Source organism: Micromonospora sp. NPDC007220 (genome assembly GCF_040634035.1).
Lineage (GTDB): Bacteria > Actinomycetota > Actinomycetes > Mycobacteriales > Micromonosporaceae > Micromonospora > Micromonospora reichwaldensis.
Window position 1 is genome coordinate 365473 of the sequence record NZ_JBEYEU010000001.1, and the last position, 13631, is coordinate 379103.

15 protein-coding genes are annotated in these 13631 nt (G+C 73.9%); 5 read left to right on the forward strand and 10 right to left on the reverse strand.

Annotation, left to right across the window (positions count from 1 at the left end; genetic code table 11):
• Nucleotides 1-28 precede the first annotated feature (28 nt).
• A complete protein-coding gene (locus tag ABZ573_RS01825) occupies nt 29-520 on the reverse strand; it encodes an NUDIX domain-containing protein (protein WP_151456579.1) in 492 nt (163 codons plus the stop codon).
• A gap of 83 nt (nt 521-603) precedes the next feature.
• Here ABZ573_RS01825 and ABZ573_RS01830 point away from each other — a divergent pair, with 83 nt between their 5' ends.
• Nucleotides 604-2253, forward strand: coding sequence for a fatty acid--CoA ligase (locus ABZ573_RS01830; RefSeq protein WP_327030306.1), 1650 nt, complete (start codon nt 604-606; stop codon nt 2251-2253).
• A gap of 200 nt (nt 2254-2453) precedes the next feature.
• Here ABZ573_RS01830 and ABZ573_RS01835 read toward each other — a convergent pair whose 3' ends face one another.
• The 8 genes from ABZ573_RS01835 to ABZ573_RS01870 all read right to left on the reverse strand — a co-directional run bounded on the left by ABZ573_RS01835 (nt 2454) and on the right by ABZ573_RS01870 (nt 8637).
• Nucleotides 2454-3470, reverse strand: coding sequence for an NADPH:quinone reductase (locus ABZ573_RS01835; RefSeq protein ID WP_358114711.1), 1017 nt, complete (start codon nt 3468-3470; stop codon nt 2454-2456).
• A gap of 89 nt (nt 3471-3559) precedes the next feature.
• Nucleotides 3560-4213 carry an HAD family phosphatase gene (locus tag ABZ573_RS01840; protein WP_358114714.1) on the reverse strand — a complete coding sequence of 218 codons (654 nt, stop codon included), beginning with the start codon at nt 4211-4213 and terminating at the stop codon, nt 3560-3562.
• Nucleotides 4214-4259: 46 nt separating this feature from the next.
• Complete coding sequence (locus ABZ573_RS01845; protein ID WP_358114717.1) at nt 4260-5150, reverse strand: hypothetical protein; 891 nt, start codon at nt 5148-5150, stop codon at nt 4260-4262.
• 161 nt (nt 5151-5311) lie between these two features.
• Complete coding sequence (locus ABZ573_RS01850; RefSeq protein WP_327030308.1) at nt 5312-5962, reverse strand: FKBP-type peptidyl-prolyl cis-trans isomerase; 651 nt, start codon at nt 5960-5962, stop codon at nt 5312-5314.
• Between the two features lie 125 nt (nt 5963-6087).
• Nucleotides 6088-6732, reverse strand: coding sequence for a DUF4241 domain-containing protein (locus ABZ573_RS01855; protein WP_358114720.1), 645 nt, complete (start codon nt 6730-6732; stop codon nt 6088-6090).
• Nucleotides 6733-6814: 82 nt separating this feature from the next.
• Nucleotides 6815-7162 carry a thioredoxin gene (gene trxA / locus ABZ573_RS01860; protein ID WP_151457488.1) on the reverse strand — a complete coding sequence of 116 codons (348 nt, stop codon included), beginning with the start codon at nt 7160-7162 and terminating at the stop codon, nt 6815-6817.
• The gene (locus ABZ573_RS01865; RefSeq protein ID WP_151457489.1) at nt 7132-7524 is read right to left on the reverse strand and encodes a MerR family transcriptional regulator; all 393 of its coding nucleotides are present in this window, start codon (nt 7522-7524) and stop codon (nt 7132-7134) included. Before ABZ573_RS01865 ends, trxA begins: the two co-directional genes overlap by 31 nt.
• Before the next feature lie 96 nt (nt 7525-7620).
• Complete coding sequence (locus ABZ573_RS01870; protein ID WP_151457490.1) at nt 7621-8637, reverse strand: Ku protein; 1017 nt, start codon at nt 8635-8637, stop codon at nt 7621-7623.
• Nucleotides 8638-8723: 86 nt separating this feature from the next.
• Between ABZ573_RS01870 and ligD (ABZ573_RS01875) the strand changes: the two genes are divergently transcribed.
• Together ligD (ABZ573_RS01875) and ligD (ABZ573_RS01880) are read left to right on the forward strand one after the other, a co-directional pair.
• Nucleotides 8724-9665 (forward strand): non-homologous end-joining DNA ligase, encoded by a 942-nt coding sequence (gene ligD / locus ABZ573_RS01875; protein ID WP_151457492.1) that lies wholly within the window; start codon nt 8724-8726, stop codon nt 9663-9665.
• The gene (ligD, locus tag ABZ573_RS01880) at nt 9655-10569 is read left to right on the forward strand and encodes a non-homologous end-joining DNA ligase (RefSeq protein ID WP_151457491.1); all 915 of its coding nucleotides are present in this window, start codon (nt 9655-9657) and stop codon (nt 10567-10569) included. Before ligD (ABZ573_RS01875) ends, ligD (ABZ573_RS01880) begins: the two co-directional genes overlap by 11 nt.
• Before the next feature lie 41 nt (nt 10570-10610).
• Here ligD (ABZ573_RS01880) and ABZ573_RS01885 read toward each other — a convergent pair whose 3' ends face one another.
• Entirely contained in the window at nt 10611-11771 is a 1161-nt protein-coding gene (locus ABZ573_RS01885) for a hypothetical protein (RefSeq protein WP_358114726.1), read from the reverse strand.
• 255 nt (nt 11772-12026) lie between these two features.
• On the opposite strand from ABZ573_RS01885, the gene ABZ573_RS01890 reads away from it, so the two are divergent.
• Nucleotides 12027-12785: a TIGR03089 family protein gene (locus ABZ573_RS01890; RefSeq protein WP_358116087.1), complete on the forward strand. Its 759-nt coding sequence runs from the start codon at nt 12027-12029 to the stop codon at nt 12783-12785.
• On the forward strand, nt 12786-13382 hold the full coding sequence (locus ABZ573_RS01895) for a dihydrofolate reductase family protein (RefSeq protein ID WP_358114729.1): 597 nt from the start codon (nt 12786-12788) through the stop codon (nt 13380-13382). It abuts the gene before it with no gap.
• Nucleotides 13383-13631 lie beyond the last annotated feature (249 nt).

A 13631-nucleotide genomic window follows, 5' to 3' on the forward strand; every position in this document is an offset into this window, starting at 1 on the left:
GGGACCGGTCGGGGCCGGGTCGGGCGGCCTACTTGAGGATCAGCCGGTTGGTCTGCTCGAAGACGTCCAGGTCGGCGACGGTCTCGGCGACGCTCGCGGAGAGCGGGGCCGGCAGTTGCGCCCGGTGGAAGAAGCCCGCGTCGGTCGTCTCGTCGGTGATCCGGGTCAGCGCGCCGTCCCACTCGTCGACGCGGAACGCGGTCGTGAAGATCTGGTACGTGTGGCCGTACATGTTGGTGTGGGTGCGGTCCGGGCCCGTGTAGAGGGCGAAGGCGCTGACCCGCAGCGCGCGCAGCCCGGTCTCCTCGCGTACCTCCCGGACGGCGCAGTCGGCGATGGACTCGCCCAGCTCCATCGCCCCGGCGGGCAGGGCCCACTGCCCGTTGTCTGAGCGCTGGATCAGCAGGAGGCGCCCCGCCTTGTCGCGGACCACGGCGCGGGCGCCGACGAACATCAGCGTCCGGTCACCGGCGAGCGCGCGTAGCTGTCCCACGTACGAATCGGCCCAGGAGATGCTCACCCGGACAATTTACGGTGCCGTTACGGTCTCGACCGGCATTCCAGGGTTCCCAACCTGTGACCGCCGACACTACTTTGTTACCCATGCGTAGCACGATGATGGACGCTCCCCTCCAGGTCTCCCGGATCCTCGGTCACGGCGCCACCGTGCACGGCACGGCGGAGGTCGTCACCTGGACGGGCGGCGAGCCGCGCCGGATGACGTACGCCGAGGTCGGGCGCACGGCGGCCCGGCTGGCCCACGCGCTGCGCGACGAGTGCGGTGTCACCGGCGACGAGCGGGTCGCCACCTTCATGTGGAACAACGCCGAGCACCTGGTGGCGTACTTCGCGGTGCCCAGCATGGGCGCGGTGCTGCACACCCTCAACCTCCGGCTCTTCCCCGACCAGGTCGCCTACATCGCCAACCACGCCGAGGACCGGGTGGTGCTGGTCGACTCGACGCTCATCCCGCTGCTGGCCCGGGTGATCGGCGAGATGGGCACCGTGCGGCACGTGGTGGTCGTCGGCGGCGGCGACCCGGCCCCGCTCGCGGCGGCGGCCGGCGACCGGATCGCCGTGCACCACTGGGACGCGCTGCTGGCCGACCGCCCGGACGTCTTCGACTGGCCCGAGGTGGACGAGCGCGACGCCGCCGCCCTCTGCTACACCTCGGGGACCACCGGCAACCCGAAGGGCGTGGCCTACTCGCACCGCTCGATCTACCTGCACTCCCTCCAGGTCTGCATGCCGGAGGGCTTCGGCCTTGGCCCGACCGACCGCGAGCTGGCCATCGTGCCGATGTTCCACGCGATGTCCTGGGGCCTGCCGTACGCGGCCTTCCTCTCGGGGGCGTCGCTGATCATGCCGGACAGGTTCCTCCAGGCCGGGCCGATCGCCGACATGATCGCCGCCGAGCGGCCCACCCTGGCCGGCGCGGTGCCGACCATCTGGACCGACCTGCTTGCCCACCTGGACGCACACGACGTGGACAGTTCCTCGCTGCGGGAGGTGATCGTCGGCGGCTCGGCCTGCCCGCCGGCGCTGATGCACGCGTTCGCCGAGCGGCACGGCATCGACGTCATCCACGCCTGGGGGATGACGGAGATGTCCCCGTTGGGCTCGGTCTCCCGGCCGCCGGCCGGCGCGACCGGCGAGGAGGCCTGGCGCTACCGCTACACGCAGGGCCGGGTGCCGGCCGGGGTCGAGGCCCGCATCGTCGGCCCGCTGGGCGAGCCGCTGCCCGCCGACGGGGCGTCGGTCGGCGAGCTGGAGGTCCGCGGGCCGTGGGTGACCGCGCGGTACGTCGGCGACGACGTGCCGGACGAGGAGAAGTTCCGCGACGGCTGGCTGCGTACCGGCGACGTCGGCACCCTCTCGCCGGACGGCTACATCACGCTCACGGACCGGGCCAAGGACGTCATCAAGTCCGGCGGCGAGTGGATCTCCTCGGTCGAGCTGGAGAACGCCCTGATGGCCCACCCGGCGGTGCTGGAGGCCTGCGTGGTGGGGGTGCCCGACGAGCGCTGGGGTGAGCGGCCGCTGGCCACCGTCGTGCTCCGCGAGGGCGCGTCGGCGACGGTCGAGGAGCTGCGGGAGTTCCTGGCCGGGTCGGTGGCCCGCTGGCAGCTGCCGGAACGCTGGGCCGTCATCGACGCGGTGCCGAAGACCAGCGTCGGCAAGTTCGACAAGAAGGTCGTCCGTTCCCGGTACGCCGGGGGCGAACTGAGTGTCCGGGAGCTGACCGCCCCGTAACGTTCTCAGGCGCACCGTCGCCTGTTGGGGTAGGGAACACTCCTGAATTCCCTCCCCAGGGGCGGCCCCGGCGTTCGCACCGCGCCGGGGCCGCCCGCTCCATGCGGGGTACCCGCACCGTCATTGTTGCGAAACTTGTTCGCCTCTGTGCCCACTACGGGGAAATCCGCCCAGCTCAGAGGGCTTTCGGCCTCCGGCCGTCACTCGTCCCCGCTCGTGGTGATCAGCACCTTCCCGACCACCGAGTTCTCCACCGCCTCGTGGGCCGCGACGGCCGCCGAGAGCGGGTGACGGTGCAGCGGCAGGCCCGCGTCCTCGCCCACCCGGATCCCGCCCTGCGCCGCCGCGGCGGCCACGTCCACCACCGCCTGGGCCTTGGCCGCCTTCGGCTCGGTGTAGACGAGAACGAACTGGAACCGCGCGTTCGGCGCCATCAACGGCCGGATCGGCAGGGTCACCTCGTCCCCGCCGTCGTCGGCGTAGACGCAGACCGCCCCGCCGCGCCGGAGCAGTTGGACGTCGTCGGCGGCGTTACGCGCCGCGGAGACCTCGACGATCGTGTGCACCCCCTCGGGCGCGATCTTGCGGACCTCCTCGACCACGTCCTGCTCCCGGTAGTCGACCACGAAGGACGCGCCGGCCGCCGCCGCCAACTGCGCCTTCTCCGGGCTGCTGACGGTGGCGACCACGCAGGCGTCCGCCCAGCGGGCGAGCTGGATGGCCGCGTTGCCCACCGCGCCCGCCCCGCCCTGCACGAGCACCGTGTGGTCGCTGAGCGCGCCCGCGCGCAGCCGGTCCGGCGTGTACTCGCCGGCGGTAAGGCAGCGGTGCGCGGTGAGGAAGGGGATGCCCAGGCTGGCCCCCAGTTCGAAGGAGGCGTCGCCGAGGGGCACCGCCTGCCGTACCGGCACCACCGTGTACTCGGCGGCGGTGCCCCAGGGCCGCTGCCACGCGGCCTCCCACAGCCAGACCCGCTCGCCGATCAGGTCCCGGTCGACGCCCTCGCCCACCGCCTCGATCACCCCCGCGCCGTCCTGCCCGGGCGTCTGCCAGTCGCCCGGCATCGGCCCCTGCGAGCGGGCCTTCCAGTCCGTCGGGTTCACCCCGGAGAACGCCACCCGCACCAGGACCTCGCCGGGGCCGGGCTCCGGCACCGGCCGGTCGACCAGTTGCAGCACCGAGGCGTCGCCGGTGCGCTCGTACACGATCGCCTTCATCCCCGTCTCCTCACCCGGCGGCCCCGGCCGGGGCGCCGTGGCTGCGGTACCCGGCGGATCCGCGCTCATGCCCGCGCCGGGCACGCTGCCTACCCGAGGCGGTCCACGGCCTGCGGGGTCACCTCCCCGACCGTGCCCAGGACCAGCGTCGCGAGGCGCTCGGCGTCCGGGTCCAGCGGGTACGCCCCGTGCGGCACCGCCACCACAGTCATCCGGGCGGCGGCGGCCGAGCGGACGCCGTTGGACGAGTCCTCCACGGCCACGCAGCGGGCCGGGTCGACCCCCAGCCGCTCGGCAACCGCCAGGTAGACGTCGGGCGCCGGCTTGCCCCGCTCGGTCTCCTCGGTCGACAGCGTGGCGCCGAACGCCCCGGTCAGGTCCGTCGCGGCCAGCGCCGCCGCGATCAGCCGGGTAGGCGACGAGCTGGCCAGCCCCAGCGGCCACCGTTCGGCCAGCCGGCGCACGACCTGGTCGGCCCCGTCGATCAGCGGTACGCGCTGCGCGTACCGCCGGGTCATCTCCTCGATCACCTCGGCGGCGACCTGCTCGGGGCTGCGGTCGACGCCCAGCTCACCGCTCAGGTAGCGGGCCCACTCGCCGGTGCTCATGCCCATCAGCCGGCGCTGCGTGTCGGGCTGCCAGGTGCCGCCGTGCGCCGCGACGTACGCCCGCCGGACCTCCTCCCACACCGGCTCGGAGTCCACGATCACGCCGTCCAGGTCGAAGACCACCGCATCCGCCACGAACCCATCCTGCCCCATCGGCGGCGTCCGGGCCGGCGGGCGGGGGTCAGCTCCGCAGCGCGGGCAGGCCGATCGGGTTGCCCTCCGGGATGACGGTGTGGGCGGCGCGGGCGATCGGCTCGAGCAGCTCCCGCAGCCGCTCGGCGCGCTCCGGGCCCAGCGTCCGCCACGGGCGGGCGGCGGCGGCGTCGGTGGCGTCCTCGATCGCCTGGAACCGGGCGAGACCCTCCTCGGTCGGCTTCCCGTCCGGGGTGAGCCAGCCCCGCTCGGCCAGCCGGGCGCGGGCGGCGGCCCACTGCTCCTCGGACCAACCGCGCCCGAGCAGGTTCAGCGGCGAGATGTCGACCGCGACCCGCCAGGCCAGCGTCTCCACCGGGTCGAGGTCGGCCGCGACCAGGGCGGCGATGTGCCCGTCGCCGCGCTGCTCGCGCAGGGTGGTGGCGGCCTGCCAGAGCCGGGCCAGCGGGTACTCGCCGCGCGGCAGGGCGGCGTTGGCGGCGCCCAGCACCCGGCCGGCGGGCTCCGCCTCGGCGGCGGCGGCCTCCAGCAGCTCGGCCGCCTCGACGAGGTGCGACTCCGGCAGCTCGTAGGTCAGCTCGGCCAGCGCCTGCACCGCGCCCGTGAGCCGCGCCCGCAGCGCCTCCTCCGGGGTGGCCAGCCGCCAGACGGCCGGCAGCGCCCGCGCCACCGTGTGCGGGGCGAAGTTGAAGAACGCCGCCGTCACCGGGGCGGGCTCGGCGGCCCCCAGCGGCGCGGCCCGGCCGGCGAAGTAGCCGCGCCAGAAGCCCCGCAGCCCGACCGCCTCGAAGGCGGCCCGGGCGCGGGGGTGGAAGTAGGTGATCGCGTGGACCGGCTCGTAGTGGGTCCACAACACCCGGGCGGTCCGCCCCGCGTCGTCCAGCGCCGTCACGTGCACCTCCGCGTCCGGTCCGGTCATCACCCCGGACGGTCGGACCGCCCGGGGTGACGCTGAACCTACTGCCGGTGGCTGAGGGGCCGGAAGCCCTCTGTGGGCTACTGCATCAACGACGGGCGACATCCCGGGCGAACCGGGCCGCTATCGCGGGGCAACGGCCCGGTCACGGGCCGACCGGCGGATCACTGGGCCGCGAGCACGTCCACCACGAAGCGCAGCGGGCCGGCGGGACGGCCGCCGGGCGGGTTCGTGCCGTACGCCAGCTCGGCCGGAAGGTCGAGCTGCACGCGGCTGCCCACGGTCACCCCGACCAGGCCCTGGTCCCAGCCCGGGATGACCTGGCCGACGCCGATGGCGAAGGAGGCCGGCTGCCCGGCGTTCCACGAGGAGTCGAACTCCTTGCCGTCCTTGTAGAAGACGCCGACGTAGTTCGTGGTGATCATCTGACCCTTCTTCACCGCCGGGCCGGTGCCCTTGATCATCGGGGTCACGACGAGCTTCTTCAGCTCGCCCTCGCCGGCGGTGACCTTCGGCTTGGTGCCCAGGGCCGGGTCGGCCCCCTCCGGCAGCTGCGGGGCGGGGGGCGCGTCGGCGGCGGGGGCGCTGGCGGACGGGCCGGCCGAGGGGGCGCTGGCCGTCTGGTCCTTGTCACCGTCGCTGTTGCGCCCGATCGTCACGAAGACGGTGATCAGCACCGCGACGACCGCGACCCCGGCGAGCCCGCCGGCCCAGGCCTGCCGGCGGCGCTTCGCCTCGGCCGCCTTCTGGGCGGCCAACTGGGCGGCCAGCCGCCGCTCCGACTTCTGGGACCGGTTCTGCGTACGCTCGCTCACGGCGTCGACTCCCTGCTGCGAAGGTGGTGGCCGGCATCGGAGTGCCGGGGGGAAAGCCGACGCACACGGTACCCGCCCGGCCGCCCACCGCGCCGCCTCGACCGTGGCCGCTCCCGCCGCACGGGTCACGCCGGCCCCGGCACCACCATGAAGTCGGTCACGAACGAGGTGACCCGGCCGTCGGCGGTCCGCCCGATCCAGGTGCCGTAGCAGCCGTCGCCCCAGCCGGACCAGACCGTCACCACGTTGGCCCCGGTCGCCTCGTCGAGCACCGCGGCGACGTGCCCCGGCACCGGCCCGCCCGCGGGCTCGTCCGCGACGAAGACGTCCGTCACCGCGCCCTCGTCCCACGTTTCCAGGGCGGCCAGCGCGGTGGGATCGGCCAGGGTGCCGATGCCGGTGTCCACCCCGTAGCCGAACCAACCGTCCGGCTTGAGGGCCGAGACGTCCTGGTCGCCGACCAGCGCCATCTCCCAGCGCGCCGTCGGCTCGTCGTGGACCACCAGTTCGAGGGCGGCCACCCGCCGGTCCGCCTCGGTGTCCTCGCCCCGCACCACCGCGACCCAGGCCCGCGCCGGGTAGCGGCCGGGGGCCACCCCGACCGTGAACGGTTCGTCCTCGGGGCAGGCCACCGGGTCGCAGCCGACCACCCGCCCCGTCGGCAGCACGACGTCGCCCAGCGGGTGCACCTCCATGACGTACGTGGCGTGCTCGTCGGCGAAGCGGGCGCCGGGTGTCAGCAGCCGGTCCAGGTCGGGGGTGTACGGCATGGGGTTCCTCTCGCGGCGGGGGCCGGCGGAGCGTACCCGCGGCGATCCGCACCCGCGAGACCGCACCGCGCCGGCCGGCGGTTCAGCCCTCGAGATGCCGTGCCAACCCCTGGCGCAGGTGGTGCTTCGGGCGGGAGCCGACGATCGAGCCGACCACCTGCCCGTGGCGGAAGACCAGGAGGGTGGGCAGGGACATCACGCCGTAGGTGCGGGTGGCCGTCGGGTTGGCGTCGGTGTCGATCGTGGCCACGACCAGCCGCCCGGCGAACTCCTCGGCGAGCTCGGCGAGGCTGCGGGAGATGGCCCGGCACGGCGGGCACCAGTCCGCCCAGAAGTCGACCACCACCGGCCGGTCGGCGGCGAGCACCACGGTGGCGAAGGTGTCGTCGGTGACAGCGGTCAGCGAGCCGTCCGGCGCAGTCTCGAGCATGTTTCCTCCCGGTGGGTGATGGCGTGGGCGAGTTGGTCGCGCAGCTCCTGGCGGACCGCGTGCAGCCGGTCGATGCCGGCGTCGAGCTCGGCCAGCTTGCGCCGCAGCACGGCCACCGAGTCGGGGCAGACGTGACCGGAGGCGTTTCCGGCCCGCAGGCAGGCGACGAACGGGCGGATGTCGTCCAGGCCGAAGCCCACCGCCAGCAGCGCCCGGATCTCGCGTACGACGTGCAGCTCCGCCTCGTCGTAGACCCGGTAGCCGTTGGCCGAGCGGGCCGCCCGGACCAGGCCGTGCGTCTCGTAGTAACGCAGGGCCCGGGTGCTCGTGCCGGCGCGCTCCGCCAGCTCACCGATCAGCATCCGACCTCCCTCGTCCGACCCGACCGACGCTAGACCTTGTCACCGGCGTCAAGGCAACCTCGGCCGGGCGGGCGGCGGTACGCGTACGACCAGGGGTCAGGCCGTCTTGCGGGCCGCCTTCTTCGCGGCGGCCTTCTTGGCGGCGGGCTTCTTCTCGCCCTCGGCGGCCTTCTTCGGGGCGGCCTTCTTGGCGGCGGCCTTCTTCGGCGCGGCCTTCTTCTCGGCGGTCTTCCTGGCCGGCGCCTTCGCCGCCTTCTTCTCGGCGGCCTTCTTCTGCGCCGAGCGGGCGGCCGAGATCGGGGTCGGCTCCCCGCCGCCGCCGGCCGGCGCCTCGCCCCGGGCGGACCGGGCGCGCTCGACGGACGCCTTCAGCGCCGCCATCAGGTCCACCGCCGCGGCCGGGGCCTCCTCGACCTCCTCCGGCTGGACCACCTCGCGACCCTCCACCTTGGCGTCGATGACCTCCTGCAGGGCCGCCCGGTAGTCGTCGGTGAAGGCGTCCGGCTCGAACTCGCCGGCCATCGAGTCGATCAGCGAGCTGGCCATCGCCAGCTCCGGCGGGCGGACCTTCAGGTCCTCGTCGAGGAAGCCGAAGTCGGGCTTCCGGATCTCGTCCGGCCAGAGCATCGTGTTGAGCAGCAGCACGCCCTCGCGGACCCGCAGCGTGGCGAGCTGCTCCCGCTGGCGCAACGCCACCTTGACGATCGCCACCCGCTCCGAGTCGGCGAGCGCGTCGCGCAGCAGCACGTACGGCTTGGTGGCGGTGCCCTCCGGCTCCAGGAAGTACGCCTTGTTGTAGAGGATCGGGTCGACCTGCTCGGCGGGGACGAACTCCAGCACGTCGATCGCGCGCGAGCTGGACAGTGGCAGCTCGGCGAAGTCCTCGTCGGTGAGGATCACCATCTCGCCGCCGCCGATGTCGTAGCCCTTGGCGATGTCGTCGTAGGTGACCTCCTCGCCGCAGACCTGGCAGGTGCGCTTGTAGCGGATGCGCCCGCCGTCCTCCCGGTGCACCTGGTGGAAGCGGATGTCCTTCTCCTCGGTGGCCGAGTAGAGCTTGACCCCGATGGAGACGAGCCCGAACGAGACGGCTCCCTTCCAGATGGCCCGCATCCCCGTGCTCCTCTCGCCGGTACAGCCCAGGATCGCAAATGATCGAAGGCCACGCGAGCGCTTCGGTGCGCAAGTACAGTCGGGACGTGCCCGGCGCGCCGCTCAAGCCGATGCTCGCGATGACCGGGCAGCTCCCGGCGGGTGCCGGCTGGGCGTACGAGTTCAAGTGGGACGGCGTCCGCGCGCTCGCCGACATCTCCGGCGGCCGGCAGCACCTGTACGCCCGCAGCGGCGTGGAGATCACCGTCGCGTACCCCGAGCTGGCCACCCTGCACGAGCAGGCGGGCGACGCGCTGCTCGACGGCGAGGTGGTGCTGCTCGGCGAGACCGGCCAGCCCTCGTTCACGGCCCTGGCGGAGCGGATGCACGTGCGCGACCGGAACAAGGCCGCCCGGCTGGCGGCGGTCGCCCCGGTGACGTACATGATCTTCGACCTGCTCCGGCTCGACGGCGAGGACCTGACCGGCCGGTCGTACGCCCGCCGGCGGGAGGCCCTGGACGGCCTGGGGCTCGGCGGTGCCCGGTGGGCGGTGTCTCCCCTCTTCGGCGACGGCCCGGCCACCTACGAGGCGGCCGGCGAGCACGGCCTGGAGGGGGTGATGGCCAAGCGGGTCGACTCGGTCTACCGGCCGGGCGTGCGCTCGCCGGACTGGGTGAAGGTCAAGCTGGAGGTCACCGGCGACTTCGTGGTCGGCGGCTGGCGGCCCGGGGCGCGCCGGATCGGCGGCCTGCTGGTCGGGGTGCCGCGCCCGGACGGGCGGCTCACCTATCGGGGGCGCGTCGGTGGCGGCATCGGCGCGGCCATCGAGCGGGAGCTGCTCCGCGAGCTGGAGCCGCTGCGCGCCGGCGCGTCGCCGTTCGCGGGGGACGTGCCGCGCGAGGATGCCCGGGGCGCGATCTGGGTAACACCCCTGGTCGTGGTGGAGGTCAAATACGGCCAGCGCACCCCGGACGGGCGACTGCGGTTCCCCCGGGTGCTCCGGCTGCGGCCGGACAAACCCGCCGAGGAGGTCGACGATGCCGGCTGAACGGTTCAAGGTGGACGTCGAGGGACGCGCGCTGGAGCTTTCCAACCTGGACAAGGTGCTCTATCCCGAGGCCGGGTTCACCAAGGGCGAGGTGATCGACTACTACACCCGGATCGCCCCGGTGCTCCTGCCGCACCTGGCCGACCGGGCGCTCACCCGGATCCGCTTCCCCAACGGGGTCACCGGCGGCTCCTTCTTCGAGAAGAACGTCCCGGCCGCCACCCCCGGCTGGGTACGCACCGAGACGCTGCCCGCGCCCGGGTCCAGCAAGGGCCGGGACACCATCGACTACGTGGTCGCCGACGACCTGCCCACCCTCGTCTGGCTGGCCAACCTCGCCGCGCTGGAGCTGCACACGCCGCAGTGGAAGGTCGGCGAGCACCCCGACATGATGGTCGTCGACCTCGATCCCGGGCCGCCGGCGGCGCTGCGCCAGTGCTGCCAGGTGGCGCTGCTGATGCGCGACCGGCTCGCCGACGACGGCATCTCCTCGTATCCCAAGACGTCGGGGAAGAAGGGCATGCAGCTCTGCTGCCCGATCGCCGGCAGCCAGTCCTCCGACCACGTGTCCGACTACGCCAAGCGGATCGCGCAGGAGCTGGAGCGGGCGCACCCGAAGCTGGTCGTGTCGAAAATGGCCAAGAACCTGCGGCCGGGCAAGGTCTTCATCGACTGGAGCCAGAACAACGCCGCCAAGACGACCGTGTCGCCGTACTCGCTGCGGGCGCAGTCCGTGCCGTCCGTCTCCACCCCGCTGACCTGGGACGAGGTCGAGGCGGGCGCGGCAGGGAAGAGGCCGGCGACGAAGCCGTACACGGCGGGGGAGGTGCTGAAGCGGGTGGAGAAGCAGGGCGACCTGCTGGCCCCGCTACTCGACGGCGGCCCCGAACTGCCCGCCCCCTGACAGAACCCGGCCGGCGGGAGCGGGCCGGCCGGGCAGCGGCGTCAGGCGGCCGGCCAGGTGGTGTACGAGATCCGCGCGTTCAGGTTGGCCGGCACGCCCAGCCAGGTGTAGCAGTTGACCGAGACGACGGTGTCGGCCCCGGACGGGGACCACCCGGCCAGTACGCAGTAGCCGCGCGGCGGACGTTGGAGACTGGTCACGAACGAGTTCACGAAGGCGGTGCCGTAACCGGTGGCCGTGCCGGCGAAGCGCGCCTGGTAGCGGCCGGTGCCGAGCACCGTGCCCGTCACGCCGCCGAAGCCCGGGATCGTCGAGTTGTAGCTCTCGCCGCCGATCCAGGTGCCGCTGACGTTCTCGCCGTGGAACACGCCGCTGGCGAAGCGCGGCCCGAACGCCCGGCCCAACAGGTCCACCCGGGAGCCGTACGTGACCACGAAGCGGGCGTCCACCGGGTTTCCGGCGGCGTTCGCACAGTGGACCACCCACCCGTCCGGCGGATCGAGCTGGCAGTGCACGGCGGTGCCGCCCAGCGCGGTCACGTGCGCCATCGGGAAGATCGCCCCGCCCTCGCTGGGCGGGTTCGGGTTCATCAGGAAGCGGTACCGGCCCTTGTCGAGGCGCTCGTAGGAGACCGTGCCGCCGGTCGAGTCGTACCGGTAGGCGGCGGGCAGCGTGCGTACGCCGGTCGGCTGCGCCTGGTCGGTGACGAACCACGCCAGCCGGCCCTGACCGACCTGCCGGACGTTGGTGAAGGTGGCCACGAAGCGGCTGTCCGCCGGGCTGCCGGTCGCGGCGAAGCAGCGCACCTGGATCAGCAGGTCGGGGGCGCCGATCGGGCTGCGGTACCAGCTCGCCACCGTGCAGAGGACCGGCCCGCCCCCGTACGCCACCGCGTGCGCCACCCCGCCGCTGGTCGCCGCCCCCTCCAGCATCAACGTGTACGCCCCGGTGCCGGTCCGCCGCACCACGACGTCTCCGTCGCCGGAGTGGGCGCTGTAGCCGCCGGTGATGCGGTATTCGGTCGTGGTCGGGGCGTGCGCCCAGACCGTGGCGGTCACCGTGGGGTTGGGGTCCGGCAGCGGGTCCGCCACGGCGGGCACCGGCCGGGCCAGCGCCGCCCCGGCGAGCAGTACCGCCAGCGCCACGGCGCCCCGTAGCGTCCCGCCCCGCCGGGTCCGGGGCACACGTCCGTCTGTCTGCATGACGCAGCCTCCCTGGGCCTCGGCGGAGGTGTCCGCGTCACGAGTGTGGCAACGCCGGTCAATGCCCGTGCCGGTGCGGCGGCGCTGCCTGCCCGACCCACCGCACCCGGGAGTGTCACGCACGGTGCGGTGCCAGTGCCTGTGCGGTGCCCCCGCGGTGTCGGCGCGGGTGCCGGGACCGGCGCGTCGGTGCCCCGTCGGCCCGTCGCCCGTTGAGTAGGGTGGCCGCAGCCTGCCGAGGAGTGCGAGATGAACATGACCGATGCCCTCGTTCGGGAGCCGCTGGCCGGTGGCCGGACGGCGGAGGTGGACCGGCCCCTGCTGACCTACCTCGACGACGCGACCGGCGAGCGGGTCGACCTGACCGCGACGGAGCTGGGCGGCTGGGCGGCGCGGGCCGCCGGGTTGCTGCGCGACGGCTGCGGGCTCGGTGTCGGCGACCGGGCGGCGGTGATGCTCCCGGCGCACTGGCAGACCGCCGCCGTGCTGCTGGGCGCCTGGTCGGCCGGGGTGGCGGTGTCGTTCCGCCCCCGGGCGACCGCCGGCCTGCCGTCGCTCGAACCGGGCGCCGACCGGCCGTACGACGCGCTCTTCGTCAGCGCGCAGCGGCTGGACGACTGGCTGGAGGACGTGCCCGAGGCGCGGCACCGCTACGTGCTCTCCCTCGGCGCCGCGCCGCGTGGGGAGCGGCCCCTGGGCTACCTGGACTGGCTCACCGAGGTCGGCCGGCACACCGACGCGCTGCCCGCGTCCGCCCCGCTGACCAGCACCGACGCGGCCAGCCCCGACGGCACGAGCTACCGCGAGTGGGGCAGCGTCGCGCTGGCCGTGGCGGAACGGCTCGACCTGCGGGCCGGCGACCGCCTGCTGGTCGACGTCGCCGAGCACGAGCAACCCGTCTACTGGCTGCTGGCGCCACTGGCCGTCGGCGCGTCGGTGGTGCTCTGCGCCAACCTGGACCCGGCCCGGCTCGACGCCCGGATCGCCGCCGAGCAGATCACCCGGGTGCTGTAGATGGCCGGGATCTACACCGAGGCGAGCATGTCGCTGGACGGCTACATCGCCGGCCCGGGCGAGAGCGGCTTCGACCACCTCTTCCAGTGGTACGGCAACGGCGACGTCGCCACCGCAACCGCCAAGCCGGAGATGACGTTCCGCACCTCGCAGGCGAGCGCCGGGCACCTGCGGCACACCCTGGACGACACCGGCGCCCTGGTCGTCGGCCGACGGCTGTTCGACCTCGTGGACGCCTGGGACGGCCGGCACCCCATGGACAAGCCCGTCGTGGTCGTCACCCACCACGTGCCGGACGGCTGGCCCCGGCCGGGCGCGCCGTTCACCTTCGTCACCGAGGGCGTGGAGGCCGCCGTCGCGCAGGCCAGGGAGCTGGCCGGCGACCGCTGGGTGGCGGTGAACGGGGGCAGCATCGCCCGCCAGTGCCTGGCGGCCGGGCTGCTCGACGAGATCCGGGTCAACCTGGTGCCGGTCCTGCTCGGCGACGGCGTGCCGTTCTTCGACCACGTCCGCGACGCCCCCGTCGAGCTGTCGAACCCGACGGTCGTCGAGGGCGACCGGGTCACCCACCTCTACTACCGGGTCCGCCGACGGTAGCCGTCCGAAAGGACGAAACGAGCCTCGCCGGTACGCCCCGAACAGGCGTGGCGCGGGCCGCGGAACGCCCCGCGCGCCTTCGATCAGCGCTCCCCGGCCCCCTGGCGTTACAGGGAAAACAGGCTCTTTCCGCAGGTCTGTTGCATGGGCGATCGACGTGGTCTCATACCGGGGAGACGACGTCATCGACCTGGTCATGACAACCCCGCGTCGACTTCGCACCGCCTCCATCCTCCTGAAAGGTGCACC